General features: G+C 67.6%; 17 protein-coding genes and 1 pseudogene. 9 read left to right on the top strand and 9 right to left on the bottom strand.

Translation table 11 applies throughout. The features are described from left to right. The first annotated feature begins 109 nt into the window (after positions 1-109). On the top strand, positions 110-232 hold the full coding sequence (locus ACQ5DX_RS11230) for a hypothetical protein (RefSeq protein ID WP_430332691.1): 123 nt from the start codon (positions 110-112) through the stop codon (positions 230-232). A 150-nt stretch (positions 233-382) separates the two neighbouring features. Here the strand turns inward: ACQ5DX_RS11230 and uvrA are convergent, their stop codons facing one another. After that, entirely contained in the window at positions 383-3,337 is a 2,955-nt protein-coding gene (gene uvrA, locus ACQ5DX_RS11235) for an excinuclease ABC subunit UvrA (protein ID WP_430335628.1), read from the bottom strand. Positions 3,338-3,490: 153 nt separating this feature from the next. On the opposite strand from uvrA, the gene ACQ5DX_RS11240 reads away from it, so the two are divergent. The 3 genes from ACQ5DX_RS11240 (at position 3,491) to ACQ5DX_RS11250 (ending at position 5,441) form a co-directional block, all read left to right on the top strand. Continuing rightward, the gene (locus tag ACQ5DX_RS11240) at positions 3,491-4,183 is read left to right on the top strand and encodes an MBL fold metallo-hydrolase (RefSeq protein WP_430332692.1); all 693 of its coding nucleotides are present in this window, start codon (positions 3,491-3,493) and stop codon (positions 4,181-4,183) included. A gap of 96 nt (positions 4,184-4,279) precedes the next feature. After that, the gene (locus ACQ5DX_RS11245) at positions 4,280-5,128 is read left to right on the top strand and encodes a DoxX family protein (protein WP_430332693.1); all 849 of its coding nucleotides are present in this window, start codon (positions 4,280-4,282) and stop codon (positions 5,126-5,128) included. 34 nt (positions 5,129-5,162) lie between these two features. After that, positions 5,163-5,441: a DUF7218 family protein gene (locus tag ACQ5DX_RS11250; RefSeq protein ID WP_430332694.1), complete on the top strand. Its 279-nt coding sequence runs from the start codon at positions 5,163-5,165 to the stop codon at positions 5,439-5,441. A 105-nt stretch (positions 5,442-5,546) separates the two neighbouring features. Here ACQ5DX_RS11250 and ACQ5DX_RS11255 read toward each other — a convergent pair. Then, positions 5,547-6,204: pseudogene (locus ACQ5DX_RS11255) on the bottom strand (endonuclease). A 258-nt stretch (positions 6,205-6,462) separates the two neighbouring features. Between ACQ5DX_RS11255 and ACQ5DX_RS11260 the strand changes: the two are divergent. Continuing rightward, the gene (locus ACQ5DX_RS11260; protein ID WP_430332695.1) at positions 6,463-8,751 is read left to right on the top strand and encodes a HelD family protein; all 2,289 of its coding nucleotides are present in this window, start codon (positions 6,463-6,465) and stop codon (positions 8,749-8,751) included. Between the two features lie 112 nt (positions 8,752-8,863). Further along, positions 8,864-9,283, top strand: a complete 420-nt coding sequence (locus ACQ5DX_RS11265) for a DUF732 domain-containing protein (protein WP_430332696.1) — start codon at positions 8,864-8,866, stop codon at positions 9,281-9,283. 9 nt (positions 9,284-9,292) lie between these two features. On the opposite strand, the gene ACQ5DX_RS11270 is transcribed toward ACQ5DX_RS11265, so the two are convergent. The 3 genes from ACQ5DX_RS11270 to uvrB form a co-directional block, all read right to left on the bottom strand. Next, entirely contained in the window at positions 9,293-9,745 is a 453-nt protein-coding gene (locus ACQ5DX_RS11270; RefSeq protein ID WP_430332697.1) for a universal stress protein, read from the bottom strand. A gap of 220 nt (positions 9,746-9,965) precedes the next feature. Further along, positions 9,966-10,835 (bottom strand): SCO6745 family protein, encoded by an 870-nt coding sequence (locus ACQ5DX_RS11275; RefSeq protein ID WP_430332698.1) that lies wholly within the window; start codon positions 10,833-10,835, stop codon positions 9,966-9,968. Between the two features lie 21 nt (positions 10,836-10,856). Beyond that, positions 10,857-13,013, bottom strand: a complete 2,157-nt coding sequence (gene uvrB / locus ACQ5DX_RS11280; RefSeq protein WP_430332699.1) for an excinuclease ABC subunit UvrB — start codon at positions 13,011-13,013, stop codon at positions 10,857-10,859. 178 nt (positions 13,014-13,191) lie between these two features. Here uvrB and ACQ5DX_RS11285 point away from each other — a divergent pair, with 178 nt between their 5' ends. Next, positions 13,192-13,698, top strand: coding sequence for a DUF402 domain-containing protein (locus ACQ5DX_RS11285; protein ID WP_430335629.1), 507 nt, complete (start codon positions 13,192-13,194; stop codon positions 13,696-13,698). A gap of 10 nt (positions 13,699-13,708) precedes the next feature. On the opposite strand, the gene coaE is transcribed toward ACQ5DX_RS11285, so the two are convergent. Further along, a complete protein-coding gene (gene coaE / locus ACQ5DX_RS11290) occupies positions 13,709-14,932 on the bottom strand; it encodes a dephospho-CoA kinase (RefSeq protein ID WP_430332700.1) in 1,224 nt (407 codons plus the stop codon). Between the two features lie 128 nt (positions 14,933-15,060). On the opposite strand from coaE, the gene ACQ5DX_RS11295 reads away from it, so the two are divergent. After that, positions 15,061-15,273, top strand: coding sequence for a hypothetical protein (locus ACQ5DX_RS11295; RefSeq protein WP_127916614.1), 213 nt, complete (start codon positions 15,061-15,063; stop codon positions 15,271-15,273). A 169-nt stretch (positions 15,274-15,442) separates the two neighbouring features. On the opposite strand, the gene rpsA is transcribed toward ACQ5DX_RS11295, so the two are convergent. Beyond that, positions 15,443-16,915 (bottom strand): 30S ribosomal protein S1, encoded by a 1,473-nt coding sequence (gene rpsA / locus ACQ5DX_RS11300; RefSeq protein WP_280759387.1) that lies wholly within the window; start codon positions 16,913-16,915, stop codon positions 15,443-15,445. A 313-nt stretch (positions 16,916-17,228) separates the two neighbouring features. Here rpsA and ACQ5DX_RS11305 point away from each other — a divergent pair, with 313 nt between their 5' ends. After that, positions 17,229-18,077, top strand: a complete 849-nt coding sequence (locus ACQ5DX_RS11305) for a class I SAM-dependent methyltransferase (protein ID WP_430332701.1) — start codon at positions 17,229-17,231, stop codon at positions 18,075-18,077. 18 nt (positions 18,078-18,095) lie between these two features. Here the strand turns inward: ACQ5DX_RS11305 and ACQ5DX_RS11310 are convergent, their stop codons facing one another. Next, entirely contained in the window at positions 18,096-18,857 is a 762-nt protein-coding gene (locus tag ACQ5DX_RS11310; RefSeq protein WP_430332702.1) for an amino acid ABC transporter ATP-binding protein, read from the bottom strand. Then, positions 18,854-19,843 (bottom strand): amino acid ABC transporter permease, encoded by a 990-nt coding sequence (locus ACQ5DX_RS11315; RefSeq protein WP_430332703.1) that lies wholly within the window; start codon positions 19,841-19,843, stop codon positions 18,854-18,856. Before ACQ5DX_RS11315 ends, ACQ5DX_RS11310 begins: the two co-directional genes overlap by 4 nt. Positions 19,844-19,846 lie beyond the last annotated feature (3 nt).

The following is a 19,846-nucleotide window of genomic DNA, read 5'->3' on the forward strand; positions in this document are numbered from 1 at the left end:
CGCCTCCGTTACGACCTCGTGTTGATACCGTGCTCTTTGTGTGACACTGGTCACGCATCACCACGAAGGGGTTCTCCCGCCAGGAGAGCTCGTATCGAAGGAGCCACACATGGATATGGGATCGATCACCGACCTTCTCGGCGGCCTGCTCGGCGGCCTCGACCTCGGCTCGCTGACCAGCCTGCTCGGCGGCCTCGACCTCGGCTCGCTGACCAGCCTGCTCGCGTCCTAGCACTAGATCCCGGTCCAGTAAGTCCGGACCGACCCCGGATCCACCGAAGCGGTGGGGGACGCTCAGTCCCCCACCGCTTCCGCGTGTCACCCCCGTGCACCCACCTCGACGCACCCCGGTCAGCGCCACGGCGCACGACAGCGACTTCGGCTAGCCGACCGCGGCCGGCTTCCTGACGCGCTTGCGCGGCGTCGACGTTGCCTTGCGGGTCGCCGTGCCCTTGGCCGCACCGTCCGCGGCCGCCTTCGGCGCCGCGAGCACTTCCTTCAGGAACCTGCCGGTGTAGCTCTCCGGGACAGCCGCGACTGCCTCGGGGGTTCCCTGCGCGACCACGGTGCCGCCTCCGGAACCGCCCTCGGGTCCCATGTCGACGATCCAGTCCGACGTCTTGATGACGTCGAGGTTGTGCTCGATCACGATGACGGTGTTGCCCTTGTCGACGAGCCCGTTCACCACCTTCAGCAGCTTCCGGATGTCCTCGAAGTGCAGGCCCGTCGTCGGTTCGTCCAGCACGTAGACGGTTCGGCCGGTCGACCGCTTCTGCAGCTCCGCCGCGAGCTTGACGCGCTGCGCCTCACCGCCGGAGAGCGTCGGCGCCGGCTGCCCCAGCCGCACGTAGCCGAGCCCGACCTCGACCAGCGTCTTGAGGTAGCGGTGGATCGATGTGACCGGCTCGAAGAAGTCGGCGGCCTCCTCGATCGGCATGTCGAGAACCTCGGCGATGGTCTTGCCCTTGTAGTGGACCTCGAGCGTCTCGCGGTTGTACCGCGCCCCGTGGCACACCTCGCACGGCACGTAGACGTCCGGCAGGAAGTTCATCTCGATCTTGAGGGTGCCGTCACCCGAGCACGCCTCACAGCGACCGCCCTTGACGTTGAACGAGAAGCGGCCCGGCTGGTAGCCGCGCACCTTCGCCTCCGTGGTCGACGCGAACAGGGTGCGGATCTTGTCGAAGACGCCGGTGTAGGTCGCGGGATTCGAACGCGGGGTGCGACCGATCGGCGACTGGTCCACCTGGACCAGCTTGTCCAGTTGGTCCAGCCCGTTGATCCGGGTGTGCCGTCCCGGCACCTGGCGGGCACCGTTGAGCTTGTTCGCCATGACCGTCGCGAGGATGTCGTTGACGAGCGTCGACTTGCCGGACCCGGACACGCCGGTGACCGACGTCAGCACACCGAGCGGGAAGCTGACGTCGATGCCCTTCAGGTTGTTCTCGCGAGCTCCGACGACGGTGACCTGCCGCTTCCGGTCGGGGGAACGCCGCTCGGTCGGGACGTCGATGGTGCTGCGACCGGAAAGGTAAGCGCCGGTGAGCGATTCGGCGTTCGTGAGGAGTTCCTCGTACGGTCCGCTGTGGACCACGCGGCCACCGTGCTCGCCCGCGAACGGGCCGATGTCGACCACCCAGTCCGAGGTCCTGATGGTGTCCTCGTCGTGCTCGACGACGATCAGTGTGTTGCCGAGATCGCGCAGGCGCGTGAGGGTTTCGATGAGCCGGCGGTTGTCGCGCTGGTGCAATCCGATGGAAGGCTCGTCCAACACGTACAGGACGCCGACCAGACCTGAGCCGATCTGCGTCGCCAGGCGGATGCGCTGCGCCTCGCCACCCGACAGCGTGCCGGCGGCGCGGGCGAGCGACAGGTAGTCGAGGCCGACGTCGAGCAGGAACCCGAGCCGAGCCTGGACCTCCTTGAGAACCTGCCCGGCAATGGCCTCCTCGCGGGCGCCGAGGGTCAGGCTGTTCAGGAATGCCGAGCACTCCGCGATCGACAGCTCACACACCTGGGCGATCGACTTCTCGCCGTACGAATCCGACGAGATGGTCACCGACAGGATCTCGGGGCGCAGGCGCGCTCCGTTGCACGCGGGACACGGAATGTCGCGCATGTACCCGTCGTAGCGTTCCTTCATCTGCTCCGACTCGGTCTGCTCGAGCCGCCGGTGCAGGAAGGGCATGACGCCTTCGAACTCGGCGTAGTACGAGCGGGTGCGCCCGTAGCGGTTCTTGTACTTGACGTGGACCTGTTCGGTGCTGCCCTCGAGGATCGCCTTGCGCGCCTTGGCCGGCAACTTGTTCCACGGGGTCTGCATGTCGAAGCCCAAGATGTCGCCGAGGCCCGACAGCAGTCGGCCGAAGTACTCGGAGCTCTGTCCCATCGACCAGGGTGCGATCGCCCCGTCCTCGAGGGTCAGCTCCGGGTCCGGGACGACGAGGTCGGGGTCGACCTCCTTGCGGATGCCCAGGCCTGTGCACTCGGGACAGGCACCGTACGGCGAGTTGAACGAGAACGAGCGCGGCTCGAGGTCGTCGATCGACAGCGGGTGCGAGTTGGGGCACGCGAGCTTCTCCGAGAACCGCCGTTCGCGGTCGGGCGCGTCCTCGTCCTTGTCGACGAAGTCGAGAACGACGATGCCCTCGGCGAGCCGCAGCGCGGTCTCCACCGAGTCGGTCAGGCGCTGCTTCGAACTCGCCTTCACCGTGAGGCGGTCGACGACCACCTCGATGTCGTGCTTCTCCTGTTTCTTCAGCTTCGGCGGATCGGTGAGCTGATGCACCACACCGTCGACGCGCACCCGGGAGTAGCCCTGGGTATTGAGCTGTTCGAACAGGTCGACGAACTCGCCCTTGCGGGTGCGGACCACGGGGGCGAGCACCTGGAACCGGGTGCCCTCCTCCATCTCCAGGACCTGGTCGACAATCTGCTGTGGGGTCTGCCGGGCGATCCGCTCGCCACACACCGGGCAGTGCGCCGTGCCCGCCCGCGCGTAGAGCAGGCGCAGGTAGTCGTACACCTCGGTGATGGTTCCGACGGTCGACCGGGGGTTGCGGTTGGTCGACTTCTGGTCGATCGACACGGCGGGCGAGAGACCCTCGATGAAGTCGACGTCGGGCTTGTCCATCTGCCCGAGGAACTGGCGCGCGTACGCCGACAGCGATTCGACGTAGCGTCGCTGCCCCTCGGCGAAAATCGTGTCGAACGCGAGGCTGGACTTTCCTGAGCCGGACAAACCGGTGAAGACGATCAGGCTGTCCCGGGGCAGATCGAGATTGATCCCTCGCAGATTGTGCTCGCGTGCACCTTGCACGATCAGGCGATCCGCCACACGTAGTCCCTTCTCCGTTCGTCCGCGCACGGACACTCGTCCGGGCGCAGCCCATGGTAGGCGCGGCCACCGACAATCGCGCCGACCAGCAGGTTTCCCGACGATCGGCGGCTGTAGGCGGCGACACCGCGATTCGACGGTAACCTCCCGATCATGGAGCAGCAGCGCATCATCATCGACGACGACTACACCGGCGATCTGTCCGGCGGTTCCGCAGCACAGCGCCGCACCGTCCCCGGTGCCACGATCATCAAGATGTCCGTCGGTCCGATGGACAACAACACGTACCTCGTCACGTGTTCCGCGACCGGGAAGTCGCTGCTCATCGACGCCGCGAACGACGCCGAGCGGATCCTGCAGCTCATCGACGAGCAGGCGCCCCAGCTCGAACTGATCGTCACGACCCATCAGCATCACGACCACTGGTTCGCACTCGCCGAGGTCGCCGGTAAGACCGGTCTGCCGACTGCCGCGCACCCGCTGGACTCCGAGATCCTCTCGGTCACACCGTCGCGGAGCCTCCAAGGCGGCGACACCGTGACCGTGGGCGATCTCACTCTCGAGGTGATCCATCTGAGTGGTCACACCCCCGGTGGCATCACGCTTGCACTGACGGAGAACGACGACCGCGGTCGTGTGCACCTGTTCACCGGTGACTCGCTGTTCCCCGGCGGTATCGGCAAGACGCCCGATGCCGAGCGCTTCACATCGCTGATCGACGACGTCGAAACGAAGCTGTTCGGCCGCTTCCCGGACGACACCGTCTTCTATCCGGGCCACGGCAAGGACTCCACGCTCGGTGCCGAGCGCCCGCACCTCGGTGAATGGCGCGAACGGGGCTGGTGAGCCGAGGGTCCTGTCACGGGACGAATTGCTCCTCCCCTGCGGAATCCCTGCCCCCGTGGATACGGTGGAGCAGGAACCGAGGTTGGGAGGCCACCCATGTTCGTTCGCCGCATCGCACGCCCACTGCTCTCCACCGTGTTCATCGCCGGGGGCATCGATTCGCTCCGCAGCCCGGCGCCCAAGGCGCAGGCCGCCGCGCCGTTCCTCGAGAAGAGCATGGCGACACTGCCGGGGGCCGTCACCGAGAAACTTCCGTCCGATCCCGAGGCGCTGGTGAAGATCAACGCCGCGATCCAAGTGGGCGCCGGCGCACTTCTGGCGCTCGGCAAGGCGCCGCGAGCGACATCACTCGTGCTCGCCGGAACGCTGGTGCCGACTACGCTCGGGGGCCACGATTTCTGGAACGTCGACGATCCGCAGCAGCGCGCGATGCAGCGGACGCAGTTCTTCAAGAACATGTCGATTCTCGGCGGCCTGCTCGTGGCGGCAGTCGACACCGAGGGCAAGCCTTCATTGGGTTGGCGTGGTCGGCGCGCTGCTCGCAAGGCACAGACCTCGGTCACAGAGGCCCTGTCGAGTTCCCACGGACCGGGCACCGATCACGCTCTGCACACGGTCGGTGAGCGCGCGCGTTCGGCGGCGGAGCAGGCCGGTGAACGAGGCGGAGAGCTCCTCGACACCGCCCTCGCGCGGGGGTCTGTTCTGGCTCATCTCGCGAAGGAGCGGGGTACGGAGTTGGGCGAGGTCGCTCGCGAACGCGGACCGGTACTCGCCGAGCTCGCGCGAGAGCGGGGCACCGAGTTCGCCCACCTGGCGCGCGAACGTGGCACCGAGTGGGCTGCGACCGCGAGCGAGCAGGGAGATGTTCTCGGCAGGAAGGCCCGCAAGCAGGCCGAGCGCGCACTCGCGGCCGCCCGAGCGAAGGCCGCCGAACTTCAGGACTGAACCCTGAAACGAGATTCACTGTGAGGTGATCGAGGTGCCGACGAACGAGCCACGCGGTTCGGACCCGCATCTGAAGGATCCGGCTCTGTACGAGAAGCTTCGCGACGAGGGCGAGTCGAAGGAGAAGGCGGCCCGCATCTCCAATGCGGCCGCGAACGAGGGCCGCTCGGCGATCGGACACAAGGGCGGAGAGGCGGCGAACTACGAGGACCGCACCGTCGACGAACTACGCGAGCGCGCACAGGAGCTCGGCATCTCCGGCTATGCGTCTATGGACAAGGCGGAACTGATCTCGGCGTTGCGCAATCACTGAGCTGTTCGTCGCCCGGACAGCGCAGTCAGCGCCCCGCGCTGGGCGCGGCCACGACGATGCAGGCGACGGACGTCGCACCCTGCATGCATCCGGGCACCTTCGGCGTCATTCGTTGTCCGCGAGAACGGCGTCGCGCAGCGCGGAATCGATGGTGACACGGACCAACGCCGCCGCCAGTGGGGCGACCTCGTTCGAGTCCGAGAGCTCGACCAACTTCGACGGCTCCTGCGGTAGGTGCAGTTCGTCGGCGCCGCGGAGAACCCGCAGGTCCATGTGCGGCCTCAGCCCAGGTCCAGGTGTCCTGCACCTCGCGCATGAAGATCTCGGCGCCGACGGGACCGATGCCGTCGAACTCCTCGAGGAGACGGGCGGTCGCCGCCTCGTCGTGCCCGCTCCTCGCGGCGAGTTCCCGCAGGTCGCCGTGGTATTCGCCCCGGACCCGCTCGGCTGCCTCGCGAAGGCGCGTGGCGGTGCTCTCGCCGTATCGCGCGTAGCGTCCCCGTTTCAAGGCCGCGATGACGTCCGCACGCGGTGCACCTGCCATGGCATCGGGGGTTCGCCAGCCTTCGTGGAACAACTCCCGAGCCGCACGCGTCGCGATCTCGGCCGAAATCCGGGCACTCAGCAGCAGCGAGAGCATCAGCAACTGGAACAGTGGCTTCGGCTGATCCTCCAACGTGATCTGCGCCTCCCGCGCGTACGAATCTCCGGCGCGTTCGAGGAGGTCACGGACGACAGCCGAGCCCGTGTCCGAGGTGGCCATGTCCGCGAACACCCGGCTGTCGGAGGCATGAAACTGCGGCTGTCCGGGCCGTGTCCAGCTCGCGGACGAACGGCTGGATCAACCCGTTCGAGTGGTCGTGGAGGTCATGGCTCGGTCCTCATCCGTTCTGCTCGGTCTGGCACGTCGGTCCGGGTGTACCCGTTTGAGACACCCGGTTGACCAGCACTTCTGCGGCGCGGCCTCACCTCCAACTAGACTGCTTGGGCACTTTTCTGCCGTTCGAACCTAGGAGACCTCTTGCCCGACGAGGCCCGCGTGCACCCCGATCTCGAGCTCGAGCAGCGGCATGTGTCGACGCTCTATGAGCGGCTGGACGGCCTGCGCTCCTATGCGCAGAACCGTCTCAGTCAGGTACTCCTGCAGACCGGTGGTACCCCGCAGGCACGCAGCGAACGCGAGTCGTTCACGCAGATGTACACGGAGGACCTTGCGCGGTACGACGCCGCCGAGAACGGCCTGTGCTTCGGCAAGATCGACGTCGACGGCGACGACGAACCGCGCTACGTCGGCCGCATCGGCATCCTCGACGAGGAGAACGACTACGAAACACTGCTCCTCGACTGGCGCGCGCCACTCGCTCGTCCGTTCTATCTGGCAACCCCGGCCGCACCGGACGGGGTGACCCGGCGCCGGCATATCCGCACGCGCAGCCGCACGGTGACCGCCGTCAACGACGAGTACCTGAACCTGACCGCGGCCGAGGCGAACGGTCGCGGCCGCGGCGCCGGAGGTGTCGCCGGCGAGAGCGCGCTGCTCGACGCCCTCAACGCCGCCCGAACCGGGCAGATGCACGACATCGTCGAGACGATCCAGAGCGAGCAGGACGCGATCATCCGCTCGAACCACAAGAGCGTGCTCGTCGTGCAGGGTGGCCCGGGCACCGGCAAGACCGCGGTCGCGCTGCACCGCGCCGCCTACCTGCTCTACACCTACCGCCAACAGTTGGAGAAGTCCGGCGTCCTCATCATCGGCCCCAACGAGACGTTCCTCGACTACATCAGCCAGGTGTTGCCGTCGCTCGGCGAGACCGGTGTGCTGCTGTCGACCATCGGCGACCTCTACCCGGGCGTGCGGGCGACCCGGGAGGATTCGCTTGCGGCCGGTGAGCTCAAGGGGTCGCTCGCGATGATCGACATCCTGAAGAAGGCGGTGCGGGACCGGCAGGAGGTGCCGAAGCAGCCGATCGAGCTACGGTTCGATACCTACCCGATCACGCTCGACCGCAAGATCGTCACGCGGGCGCGCGGACGCGCGCGGTCGTCGAGGCGGCCCCACAACCTGGCGCGGCCGATCTTCGTGTCCGCGGCGATCGAGGCCCTCGCGGATCAGCTGGCCGCGACCCTCGGCGCGAACATCGTCGACGGCGGCAACCTGCTCAGCCGTGACGACATCGCCGACATGCGCGACGAGATGCGCGAGGATTCGTCGATCATGGCAGCCCTCGACGAGCTGTGGCCGGACCTCACGCCCCAGCAGGTGCTCACCGACCTGCTGCGCTCCCCCGATCGGCTCGCATCCGCGGCACCCGACCTCACCGAGGAGGAACGCTCAACGCTAGTGCGCACCTCCGGGGTCGGATTCAGCGCGGCCGACGCTCCCCTCCTCGACGAGCTCGCCGAGCTACTCGGCGTCGATGACGCCGCGGAACGCGAACGCGCACAACGCCGCTGGCGTGCGCAGATCGCCGACGCCCAGGGCGCGCTCGACATCCTCACCGGTTCGGCTCCGCAGGATCTCGAGGACGAGCTCGATCCCGAGATCCTGATGGCGTACGACCTGATCGACGCCGGCCAGCTGGCGGAACGCCACGAGATGGGCCGCCGCGGCACAACCGCCGAACGTGCCGCCGCCGACCGCACGTGGACCTACGGGCACGTCATCGTCGACGAGGCGCAGGAGCTGTCCGAGATGGCGTGGCGAATGCTCATGCGGCGCATCCCGAATCGTTGGATGACGCTCGTCGGCGACACCGCGCAGACCGGTGACCCCGCGGGTAGTTCGTCGTGGCAGGACGTGCTGGGCCCGTACGTGGCGCAACGCTGGAAGCTGACCGAGCTGACCGTGAACTACCGGACACCCGCCGAGATCATGACGCTCGCGCACCAGGTACTCGAGCAGATCGATCCGGATCAGACTGTCCCCCGGTCGGTTCGGGAGTCCGGCCACGCGCCGTGGGCACGCCTCGTCGACGAATCGGAGATCCTCGACGAGGTGCGCCGCAGGGTCGCGGACGAAACCGGGCCGGGGCTGACCGCTGTCCTCGCGGGGCACCACCACGCCGAGCAATTGGCCGACCTGCGTTCGGAGTCGGTGAGTGTGCTCACCGTCAAGGACGCCAAGGGGCTCGAGTTCGACTCGGTGATCATCGTCGAACCGCAGGACATGCTCGACGACTCGCCGCGCGGGATCAACGATCTGTACGTCGCTCTGACGCGCGCAACCCAGCGGCTCGGGATCGTCCACGCCCGGCCTCTTCCGTCTGTGCTGCGGTCCCTCGACGCGTCGGTCGTGCCGTCGGGAAGCTGATCCCCGAACCGGCACTCGTGGAGTCGGTCGAGGCGGTACCGTGCCAAGGGCCCGCGAGCCGATCGGGCGCTCGCACACCCACCACTGCACACCAGAACAGGACGAGAACGCCATGCCGATGAGATCGACCGCCCGCGGCGGCGCGCTGCGCTCGGCGATGGTCGGCATCGGTGTGGCGGCATCGATCGTCGCGGCCGGGTGCACGACCTCGACCGTCGCCGACGACGCACCGCATGCGGCCGAAACTGTCGCGACCGAAACCGACTCGGCGACAGCGGTCGCCGACGCCCGCGTCACCCGCTACGCGGACGCGTTGGCCGAGGGAGGATTTCCCGAGGTGGTACCGCGTTCGACGCTGTTCGCGCTGGCCGACGGGGTGTGCCGGCAATCGGCCGCCGGCACACCCGATTCGACGATCCTCGAACACCTACGGTCCGTAGGCGCCTACGGTGCGAGCCTGTCGGGTGGCACCCTCACACCCGAGGCCGCCACGCAACTGCTGCTGGACCGCGCCCGCAGCGCCTTCTGCTGACCGCGCGACTCAGCGGACCGTGTGCACGATCAGCACGTCGGACGTCGACTTGCGCGCCGCGTCGGACGGCACCGATCCGAGCAGACGCCCGGTCAGCGTGCTGAGCCCTCGATTGCCGACCACCAACAGGTCCGCCTCGACCTCATCGACGAGGGCGAGCAACGAATCGACGGGAGCACCCACAATCGCTCGCTCGACGATGTTCTTGGCGCCGGCCGCGGTGGCCCGCTCGCGCGCGGTCCGCAAGATCTCGAACGTGGGCGCCGAGCCGGTCACCTGGTACGCGTCCTCACCGAGGGTGTCCTGAGCGGATTCGGTGTCCCTGGGATCGGCCGGGTAGTACGCGCACGCGATCACGAGCTTGGCCTCGGCGTCGCCGGCCAGTGCGGCGGCCTTGTCCACCGCACGATACGACGAGTCCGATCCATCGGTTCCGACGACGACGGTCCGGTAGGCGCTCATTCATTCCTCCATGTGTGCGTTGATCGAGGACGCGGCCGTAGTGCCCTGCGCCGGCGATCACCATCTGCTGCGCTGACATTAGCCTCATCGGTGCACAGCCTGGTGGAATTGCGGCACAACGAGCTTCATCCCCCGGTGGATGGCACCGCCCTGCTGCGGCAGTGCGCGGCGCCACCCCTGGCGCACCATTTCACCACGGCGACAGGGTGGAACCGAACCGTCAGCGCGATTCGCCGTACCGCGGCCCGAACAACGACGCCGGGAACAGGCCCGACTCACGCACCGATTTGCGCCAGGGCTCGACGAGTTCCGCCAAGCGCGAGACGCCGTCCTCTCCCAGCGCGGTCCACGGTGCGGCGGCCAGTTCGTCGGTGAGATCCTCGACCACGTCACGCAGTTCACGTCCGTCGGCGGTCAGTTCACCACGCGCATTGAGGACTTCACGGTCGCGCAGCCCGGAGACGGCCGCGTCCCACGCAGCCGGCGACCATCCCCGCCGGGTCTGCGCGAACTTCTTCTGGAATCCGATTCCCGCGGCGGTGTGGGTGATCAGTGCCTCGAGTCCACTGAAACCCGCGGTCTGCAACGCGGCGACATGGCCGTCGCCGCGGAACTCCCGCAACAGGGTCAGCGCGTGCCACAGCACGAGGTGCGGCTCCTCCGGCCAGTCCAGCGCCGCGTACCCGGCGTACAGGGGTCGGCCGTCGACCCCGGGGATCGCCTGCGCCGCAATCGCCGCCAACTGGGCGGCCTCCGCCATCTCGGCCGAGGCGACCGCGTCACCGAACAGCGCGCGGTACGCGGCGTCGACGCCGCGGTATCGCGCCTCGACGATCCGCTCCGGATCGGCGAGCTGCCACGCGCGCGGGATCACGTCCGCGATCAGTTCGGGGTTGAAGTTGTAAAACGTCGCCGCGACGACACCGGCACCCACCGCACCCATCGGGGCGGCGCGGCCGGCGAAGTACGTCATCCGGCCCGACTCGAGCCCGACGCCGACAAGCTCGGCTTCCACCTCGGGTGCGAAGTAGCACAGCGAGTGAAGCAGTTCGAAGGAGCGGGCGGTGCGACCGGCGAGTTGTGCGTCCATGGTCGAAGACGTTAGCGGGCGCTACTTCAGGCCCGCCGCGTCCATCCCGCGCAGCTCCTTCTTCAGGTCCGCGATCTCGTCACGCAGCCGCCCGGCGAGCTCGAACTGCAGGTCCCGTGCCGCGTTCATCATCTGGTCGGTCAGCTCCTTGACCAGGTCGGCCAGCTCTGCCCGTGGCATCGACTTCACGTCGCGGCCCTCGTACACGCCGGCACTGACCGCGCGCCCCGCTTCACCCTGGGCGCGTCGACCACGGCTCACGTTGCGTCCGGAACCGCCCACCTCGACCTCGGTGTCGTCGGCCTCCTCGTAGACCTGGTCGAGGATGTCGGCGATCTTCTTGCGCAGCGGCTGCGGGTCGACACCCCTCTCGAGGTTGTACGCGACCTGCTTCTCTCGACGGCGCTCGGTCTCCTCGATGGCGCGCTGCATCGAATCGGTGATCTTGTCGGCGTACATGTGGACCTGACCCGAGACGTTGCGGGCCGCGCGGCCGATGGTCTGGACGAGGCTGGTCGTGCTGCGCAGGAAGCCTTCCTTGTCGGCGTCGAGGATCGCGACCAGCGACACCTCGGGCAGGTCGAGCCCCTCGCGCAGCAGGTTGATGCCGACGAGGACGTCGTACTCGCCCAACCGCAGCTGTCGCAGCAACTCCACGCGCCGAAGGGTGTCGATGTCCGAGTGCAGGTACCGCACCCGGATACCGAGTTCGAGCAGGTAGTCCGTGAGGTCCTCGGCCATCTTCTTGGTGAGCGTCGTGACGAGGACCCGCTCGTCACGCTCGGTCCGTTGCCGGATCTCGTGGACGAGGTCGTCGATCTGGCCCTTGGTCGGCTTGACGATCACCTCGGGATCGACCAGGCCGGTCGGGCGGATCACCTGCTCGACGAACTCGCCGCCGGACTGCCCGAGCTCGTACGGACCCGGCGTCGCCGAGAGGTAGATCGTCTGCCCGATCCGGCCCGCGAACTCCTCCCACGTCAGCGGGCGGTTGTCCGTGGCCGACGGCAACCGGAACCCGAACTCGACCAGGTTGCGCTTACGGGACATGTCGCCCTCGTACATGGCACCGATCTGCGGGACGGTCACGTGGGACTCGTCGATCACCAGGAGGAAGTCCTCGGGGAAGTAGTCGATGAGCGTGGCCGGCGCCGACCCGGCGGCGCGTCCGTCGATGTGCCGCGAATAGTTCTCGATGCCGGAGCAGAAGCCGACCTGTTTGATCATCTCCAGGTCGTACTGGGTGCGCATCCGCAGACGCTGCGCCTCGAGCAGTTTGCCGCGGTTCTCCAGATCGGCGAGCCGCTCCTCGAGCTCGGCCTCGATGTCCTTGACCGCGCGCTCCATCCGCTCCGGACCCGCGACGTAGTGGGTGGCCGGGAAGATGCGCACCGAGTCGACCTGCCGCACGACGTCACCGGTCAGCGGGTGGAGGTAGTAGAGCGCCTCGATCTCGTCACCGAAGAACTCGATCCGCACCGCCAGTTCCTCGTACGACGGGATGATCTCGACGGTGTCACCCCGGACCCGGAACGAGCCGCGGGTGAAGGCCATGTCGTTGCGGTTGTACTGCACGTCGACCAGCAGTCGCAGCAGCGCGTCCCGGTCGACCTCGACGCCGACCTCGAGCTCGATCGACCGGTCGAGGTAGGACTGCGGCGTACCCAGGCCGTAGATGCACGACACCGACGCCACCACCACGACGTCGCGCCGGGACAGCAGGCTCGACGTCGCCGAGTGCCGCAGCCGCTCCACATCGTCGTTGATCGACGAGTCCTTCTCGATGTAGGTGTCGGTCTGCGCGATGTACGCCTCGGGCTGGTAGTAGTCGTAGTACGAGACGAAGTACTCGACTGCGTTGTTGGGCAGCATCTCCCGCAGTTCGTTGGCGAGCTGCGCGGCCAGCGTCTTGTTCGGGGCCATCACCAGCGTGGGACGCTGAACCCGTTCGATGAGCCACGCCGTCGTCGCCGATTTGCCGGTACCGGTGGCGCCGAGGAGGACGACGTCCTTCTCCCCCGTCCTCAGCCGTCGCTCGAGCTCGTCGATGGCCTCCGGCTGATCACCCGCCGGCTCGTATTCGCTGACGACCTGGAAGCGACTGTCGGACCGCTCGATCTCGCTGACCGGCCGAAACTCGGAATGTGCCACCACGGGGTGCTCGGATGCGAACGCCATGAGACCAGGGTAGGCGCCCCTTCCGACAAGTTCTGATAACGCTGTGGTCCACGCGCTCGATCGCCGATGCCCGGTGCCACGATTGCCGGTACTTTCTTGCTGTATGGAGAACGTCGAGCCAGCCGCCGCAGTCGCGCGGACCGCACCCCCCGACCCGGTCTACGTGCCCACGATCGACATGGTTCCGGCGCACCGGCCCAAGGTCGAGTACTTCAACATCACCGAATGCACCAACACCGATCCCAAGGGTTACGTGCGTCCGGTGGACCACTACCGGTTGGAACCGTGGGGGCTCTACATGGCTCGCACGGCCGATCATCCCTCGTTCCACTACCTCGAATCGTGGCTGATACCGGATCTCGGCATCCGCGCCTCGATCTTCCACTTCCACCCGTACCACCAACGCGACCAGGACCATTACATCGACATCGGCGATTTCACGAAGGGCGCCGACGTCTGGAAGGCGGAGGACCACTATGTCGATCTCGTGGTCCGCACCGGACGCGAGACCGAAATACTCGACGTCGACGAACTGATCTCGGCGACGGCGCACGGCTACATCTCGCCGCGCACCGCCGACCGTGCGATCCAGCGCGCCGTGGCGGCCGTGGACGGCATCGCCGCGCACGGTCACGACATGGACGCGTGGCTGGCGTCGAAGGGTATGCCGGTCAGTTGGCGCTGACGCGGGCCGGTCAGCCCCGCGCCGACCACCCGCTCCGCTCGGCCCACTCCCGCGCCCGCTGGTACCCGAGGTCGAACCAGGGAGCGAGCGCGGCGGCGTAGGTGGCCGTCGCGTCGCCCTCGTGCACATCGGCCGCGGCCTTCGCGGAGGCGACCTGCTTGACCTCGAGGAACTCCGCGCGGGCCGTGGGGTCGGCTCGCAACCAGTCACGCAGCACGAGCGCGAACTCCTGGCCAGGCCAGCCGTCGACGCGCAGGCTGATCTGCACGGGCCGGCCCGGATCGGCACCGCCGTGCGTGCGCTTGTCCCACAGCGCCGGATCGGCCTCGCCGCCGACGCCGTAGGCGGGCTTCGGCTCGTCACGGGTCGCCGCGGCTACCGGCGGGAAGCCGGCCGCAGCCAGCGGCTCGGCCAGGTCGTCCGCCGTCGCGAGATCGGCGACGGTGATCTGCACATCGATCAGATCGCGCGCGTCGAGACCGGGAACCGCCGTGGAGCCGACGTGGTCGATGCGCACCGCGCGATCACCGCACACGGCACGCAGACGCTCGACGAGTCGCTCGCCCTGCGCCGCCCACTCCGGATCTGCGGGACGCACGATCGGGGGCACCGTCACCACCGTGCCAGAGCGCAGGTTCCGTTCGAACGGCAGCAGTCGGTCCGCGTACAGCGCGCGAACCTGTGCCTCGATCAGTTCCGGCGCACCGCTGTTGTCGAGCCACACGTCCGCGGCCGCCCGCCGCTGGTCATCGGTGGCCTGCGCCGCGATCCGCGCCCTCGCATCCTCCTCCGGCATGCCCCGCAACTCGGTCAGGCGCCGAACGCGCTCGTCCTCGCCGACGTACACCACGACCACGAGGTTGAACACCGGACCCATCCGCCCCTCCACCAGGAGCGGGATGTCCTGCACGACGATGCCGTCGGCGGGCGCGCCGTCGACCAACTCCGCGGTGCGCTGACCGATCCGGGGATGCAGGATCGAGTTCAACAGCAGCCGCGACTCGTCGCTACCGAAGGCTTTCTCCGCCAACGCGGGACGATTCAACGAACCGTCGGGATGGAGAATGCCGTCGCCGAAGGCGTCCACGAGGGCCGCGAGACCCGGGGTTCCCGGCTCGACGACCTCGCGTGCGATGAGGTCCGCGTCCACGATCACCGCGCCCAACTCCGCGAGGACCTTCGACACGGTCGACTTACCGGCTCCGATGCCTCCGGTGAGGCCCACTCTCAACACGCCGACCAGTGTCGCACCAAACACGCCGAAGATCATCAACGGAGCAAAATGACGCCTTTGGACCACCTGGTCCGATAACCTTGCATCGACCGTCCGACCAGCCGATTCGATACGAGTAGGAGTCGCTCATGCGCAGCAATCCCACCCGTCCCGGTCGGCACCGTCTCGGCATGGAGAACGGCATTCACGCGATCCTCATCCCGGAGGTTGCAACCGCGCTCGCGGAGCACCGACGCAATTGGTTCACCAGCGTGCTCACGCCCGCCCGCCACAGCTTCACGGCGATCCGGAAGCGAACGGCAACCATGCCCACCCGATGGGTGCCCGCCGCGGCGAACTGACCCGCACACGACGCTCACAGTGGCCCGATCCCCGCCAGGGATCGGGCCACTGTCGTATGCGCCTCGCGTCAGAGGAAGGCCAGAGGAAATGACGGAAGGCCCCGACCCTGCAGTACAGGGTCGGGGCCTTCCGGTCGATCAGGCCTGAGACGCGCTCAGGCTGCTGTCATCAGGCGTTGCCCGACAGCTTCTCGCGCAGTGCAGCGAGCTGTGCGTCGCTCGCCAGCGAGCCACCGGCGGACTCGGAGGACGCAGCCGCGCCCTCGTCCGAGCCCGACTCGGAGGAGTAGTTGGTGCCCGAAGCGCCGGCCGCAGCCTCAGCAGCCTCGTCGGCAGCCATCTTCTCCATCTGAGCGGTGTGCATCTTGTGGCGACGCTCAGCCTCGGCGTAGCGGGACTCCCACTCCTCACGCTGCTTGTCGAAGCCCTCGAGCCATTCGTTGGTCTCGGGATCGAAGCCCTCGGGGAAGATGTAGTTGCCCTGCTCGTCGTACGAGTCGGCCATGCCGTACTTGGACGGATCGAACTCGGCGTTGTAGTCCTCGTTCGCCTGCTTCAGCGACAGCGAGATGCGGCGACGCTCCAGGTCGATGTCGATGACCTTGACGAGCGCATCGTCGCCGACGCCCACAACCTGGTCCGGAACCTCCACGTGGCGCTCGGCCAGCTCGGAGATGTGCACCAGGCCCTCGATGCCCTCCTCGACGCGGACGAACGCGCCGAACGGAACCAGCTTGGTGACCTTGCCCGGGACGATCTGGCCGATCGCGTGGGTGCGGGCGAACTGACGCCACGGGTCCTCCTGCGTCGCCTTCAGCGACAGGGAGACACGCTCGCGGTCCAGGTCGACGTCGAGAACCTCGACGGTGACCTCGTTGCCGACCTCGACAACCTCGGACGGGTGGTCGATGTGCTTCCAGGACAGCTCGGAGACGTGAACCAGACCGTCGACGCCGCCGAGATCGACGAACGCACCGAAGTTGACGATCGAGGACACGACGCCCTTGCGGACCTGGCCCTTCTGCAGCTGGTGCAGGAACTCGCTGCGGACCTCGGACTGGGTCTGCTCGAGCCATGCGCGACGCGACAGGACCACGTTGTTGCGGTTCTTGTCGAGCTCGATGATCTTGGCCTCGATCTCCTTGCCGACGTACGGCTGGAGGTCGCGGACGCGACGCATCTCGACGAGCGAAGCGGGGAGGAAGCCACGCAGGCCGATGTCGAGGATGAGGCCACCCTTGACGACCTCGATGACGGTGCCCTTGACGGCCTCGTCCTTCTCCTTGAGCTCCTCGATGGTGCCCCAGGCACGCTCGTACTGAGCGCGCTTCTTCGACAGGATCAGACGGCCTTCCTTGTCCTCCTTAGTGAGGACCAGGGCTTCGACCTCATCGCCCACGGAGACGACCTCGTTGGGGTCGACGTCGTGCTTGATGGAGAGCTCACGGGAAGGGATGACGCCTTCGGTCTTGTAACCGATGTCGAGAAGGACCTCGTCGCGGTCGACCTTGACGATCGTGCCTTCGACGATGTCGCCATCGTTGAAGTACTTGATCGTTGCGTCGATGGCGGCGAGGAAGTCCTCGGCGGAGCCGATGTCGTTGACGGCTACCTGCGGCGAGGTCACGGTGTTGGAGGGCATGTGTTGAGTTGCTCCGGACGGGTTGATAGTCGGTTGATGGCGTTCTGTCAGACAGGCAGACCGGAATGCGTTAGATTCCGACTCGACGCCGGAATCGCCCGGTCTTCCAGACCACCACGAGGCTCCAGCGCGACCCTGTCGATCGAAACTCCGACCGGCGAGGAACTGCACCGAAGACACTCGCGAGCAACAGGGTACGCGACCTTCGGCTAGCTGGGCAAACCCTGCCGACAGGCGGTCGGTTCACCTGGCGGTTCGACCGCCGAGGGATCTCGAGGTTTCGCTCGGACTCGCGGACTCTACGCTGACAGTCATGTCCGACGATCGTCACGCCGCCGCCATTTCCGTCCTCGGCACCAGCGGGGTGACCCGCACCCGGATCGGGACGGAGGCGAGTGAGCGCGCGAGCCGCGCGTGGTGGGACGCCGACGCCGACGACTACCACCGCACCCACGGAGAGTTCCTCGGCGTCGATTCCGTCGACGGCGAGTTCGTGTGGTGCCCGGAGGGACTGCACGAGGGCGACGTCCAACTCCTCGGCGACATCGCCGGCAAGCGAATCCTCGAGGTCGGTTGCGGCTCGGCGCCGTGCGCGCGCTGGCTCGCCGGCCAGGGCGCCGAGGTCGTCGGCCTCGACATCTCGATGGGGATGCTCGCGCGCGGCCTCGAGGCGATGGACCGGAGCGGACCGAGGGTTCCCCTCGTCCAGGCCGGCGCGGAAGCGCTCCCGTTCGCGAGCGAGAGCTTCGACCTCGCGTGTTCGGCTTTCGGCGCGGTTCCGTTCGTCGCGGATTCGGCGCGGGTGATGTCGGAGGTGGCGCGGGTGCTGCGCCCGGGAGGTCTGTGGGTGTTCGCGGTGAACCATCCGATCCGCTGGATCTTCCCGGACGATCCGGGGCCGGGCGGACTGACCGCGACCCTCCCCTACTTCGACCGCACGCCGTACGTCGAGGTCGACGACGACGGGATCCCGACGTACGTCGAGCACCACCGGACCATCGGCGACCGGGTCCGCGAGGCGGTCGCCGCGGGGCTCGAGGTGCGCGACATCGTCGAGCCCGAGTGGCCCGAGTGGCTCGACCGGGAGTGGGGCCAGTGGAGCCCGCTGCGCGGGCAACTCTTCCCGGGCACGGCGATCTTCGTCACCCGCAAACCGGCCTGACCCGCGGCCGGTACCGCCTCACAGCAGCTTCGACAGGAACGCCTTGGTCCGCTCTTGCTGCGGATTGGCCAGCAGTTCACGTGGCGGGCCGCCTTCCACGACGACACCGCCGTCCATGAAGACCAACTGGTCGGCCACCTCGCGGGCGAAGCCCATCTCGTGCGTGACGACGACCATCGTCATGCCGTCCTTCGCGAGCTGCTTCATCACACCGAGGACTTCACCCACCAGCTCGGGATCGAGCGCCGAGGTGGGCTCGTCGAACAGCATGAGCTTGGGATCCATCGCGAGCGCCCGCGCGATGGCGACCCGCTGCTGCTGGCCGCCCGACAGCTGCGCCGGGTACGCCTCGGCCTTCGCCGAGAGCCCCACCTGGTCGAGCAGGGCCCGGGCGCGCTCGACCGCTTTGGCCCGCGGCATCTTCTTCACCTGCATGGGCGCTTCGATGACGTTCTCCAGCGCGGTGCGGTGCGGGAACAGGTTGAAGTGCTGGAACACCATCCCGATGTCACGCCGCTGCCGGGCCGCCGCGCGCGGGCTCAGTTCGTACAGTTTCCCGCCGCGCTCGGAGTAGCCCACCAGTTCGCCGTCGACGTACAGCCGCCCGGCGTTAACCTGCTCGAGATGGTTGATGCATCGCAGGAAGGTCGACTTGCCCGAGCCGGAGGGACCGACCAGGCACAACACCTGCCCGCGGGCGATCTCGAGGGACACGCCCCGCAGCACCTGCAACGCGCCGTAGTTCTTGCAGACTCGGTCGGCCCTGACCATCGGCGTCATTTGCGTTCTCCTCCCGGGGGTTCCGGCGGCGTCTCGACGTCCGGGGTGATCACGACCGGGCGGCCCTGTGCGTCGGCGAGAGCCTGCAGCTGACGGGCGGTCAGCGTGCGCGACGCCCCCTTCGAGTAGTACCGCTCGAGGTAGTACTGGCCGATCATCAGGATGCTCGTGATCACCAGGTACCAGGTGGCGGCGACCAGCAGCAGCGGGATCGGATGGAAGTTGGCGCCCGAGATGTCCCGGGCCCGGCCGTACAGCTCGCCGCTGTACGGCACCGCGGAGACCAGCGAGGTCGTCTTGAGCATGCTGATCACCTCGTTCCCGGTGGGGGGAATGATCACCCGCATCGCCTGTGGCAGCACGGTGCGGCGCATCGTCTGCGACCACGACATGCCCAGCGCTTTGGACGCCTCGGTCTGGCCCTCGCTCACCGAATTGACACCTGCCCTGACGATCTCGGCCATGTACGCGGCTTCGTTGAGACCGAGTCCGATCACCGCGAACAGGAACGCGGTGTCGAGCGTCGACTGCAGGTCGACGTGCGCGAACTGGTGTACGAACGGGATTCCGAGATCCAGCGTCTTGTAGATCGACGGGAACAGTCCCCAGAACACCAACTGCACGTAGACCGGCGTCCCACGGAAGATCCACAGGTACACCCATGCGGCGGTCCGGAGCACGGGATTCGGCGACAGCCTCATGACGGCGAGGATGACGCCGAGCACGATGGCCATGACCATCGCGAGGACGGTCATCTGAATAGTCGTCCATGCGGCCGCGGTGATCCGTTTGTCGAAGATGTACTGGCCGTACACATCCCAGCGGAAGGCGTCGTTGGTGGCGGCGCCGTAGACGAAGAGCCCGAACAACACCAGGACGATCGCGGCCGCGATCCAGCGCCCGGGGTGGTGCAGCGGGACTGCCTCGATCGGCGTCGGCTCGGATTCCGTCACGGCGTCCGGCGCTCGGCTCTCGTTGGCTGACATGGA

It is taken from the genome of Rhodococcus sp. ACT016, from assembly GCF_050477185.1.
Taxonomy (GTDB): domain Bacteria; phylum Actinomycetota; class Actinomycetes; order Mycobacteriales; family Mycobacteriaceae; genus Prescottella.

Excerpts from the sequence above, each read along its gene's own strand:
- ACQ5DX_RS11270 (WP_430332697.1), bottom strand. The coding sequence starts at position 9,745 with ATGAGCGCCTACCGGACCGTCGTCGTCGGAACCGATGGATCGGACTCG.
- ACQ5DX_RS11285 (WP_430335629.1), top strand. The coding sequence starts at position 13,192 with ATGGTTCCGGCGCACCGGCCCAAGGTCGAGTACTTCAACATCACCGAA.
- ACQ5DX_RS11295 (WP_127916614.1), top strand. The coding sequence starts at position 15,061 with ATGCGCAGCAATCCCACCCGTCCCGGTCGGCACCGTCTCGGCATGGAG.
- ACQ5DX_RS11230 (WP_430332691.1), top strand. The coding sequence starts at position 110 with ATGGATATGGGATCGATCACCGACCTTCTCGGCGGCCTGCTCGGCGGC.
- ACQ5DX_RS11275 (WP_430332698.1), bottom strand. The coding sequence starts at position 10,835 with ATGGACGCACAACTCGCCGGTCGCACCGCCCGCTCCTTCGAACTGCTT.
- rpsA (WP_280759387.1), bottom strand. The coding sequence starts at position 16,915 with ATGCCCTCCAACACCGTGACCTCGCCGCAGGTAGCCGTCAACGACATC.
- ACQ5DX_RS11310 (WP_430332702.1), bottom strand. The coding sequence starts at position 18,857 with ATGACGCCGATGGTCAGGGCCGACCGAGTCTGCAAGAACTACGGCGCG.
- ACQ5DX_RS11245 (WP_430332693.1), top strand. The coding sequence starts at position 4,280 with ATGTTCGTTCGCCGCATCGCACGCCCACTGCTCTCCACCGTGTTCATC.
- uvrB (WP_430332699.1), bottom strand. The coding sequence starts at position 13,013 with ATGGCGTTCGCATCCGAGCACCCCGTGGTGGCACATTCCGAGTTTCGG.
- ACQ5DX_RS11265 (WP_430332696.1), top strand. The coding sequence starts at position 8,864 with ATGCCGATGAGATCGACCGCCCGCGGCGGCGCGCTGCGCTCGGCGATG.
- ACQ5DX_RS11240 (WP_430332692.1), top strand. The coding sequence starts at position 3,491 with ATGGAGCAGCAGCGCATCATCATCGACGACGACTACACCGGCGATCTG.
- ACQ5DX_RS11305 (WP_430332701.1), top strand. The coding sequence starts at position 17,229 with ATGTCCGACGATCGTCACGCCGCCGCCATTTCCGTCCTCGGCACCAGC.
- ACQ5DX_RS11315 (WP_430332703.1), bottom strand. The coding sequence starts at position 19,843 with ATGTCAGCCAACGAGAGCCGAGCGCCGGACGCCGTGACGGAATCCGAG.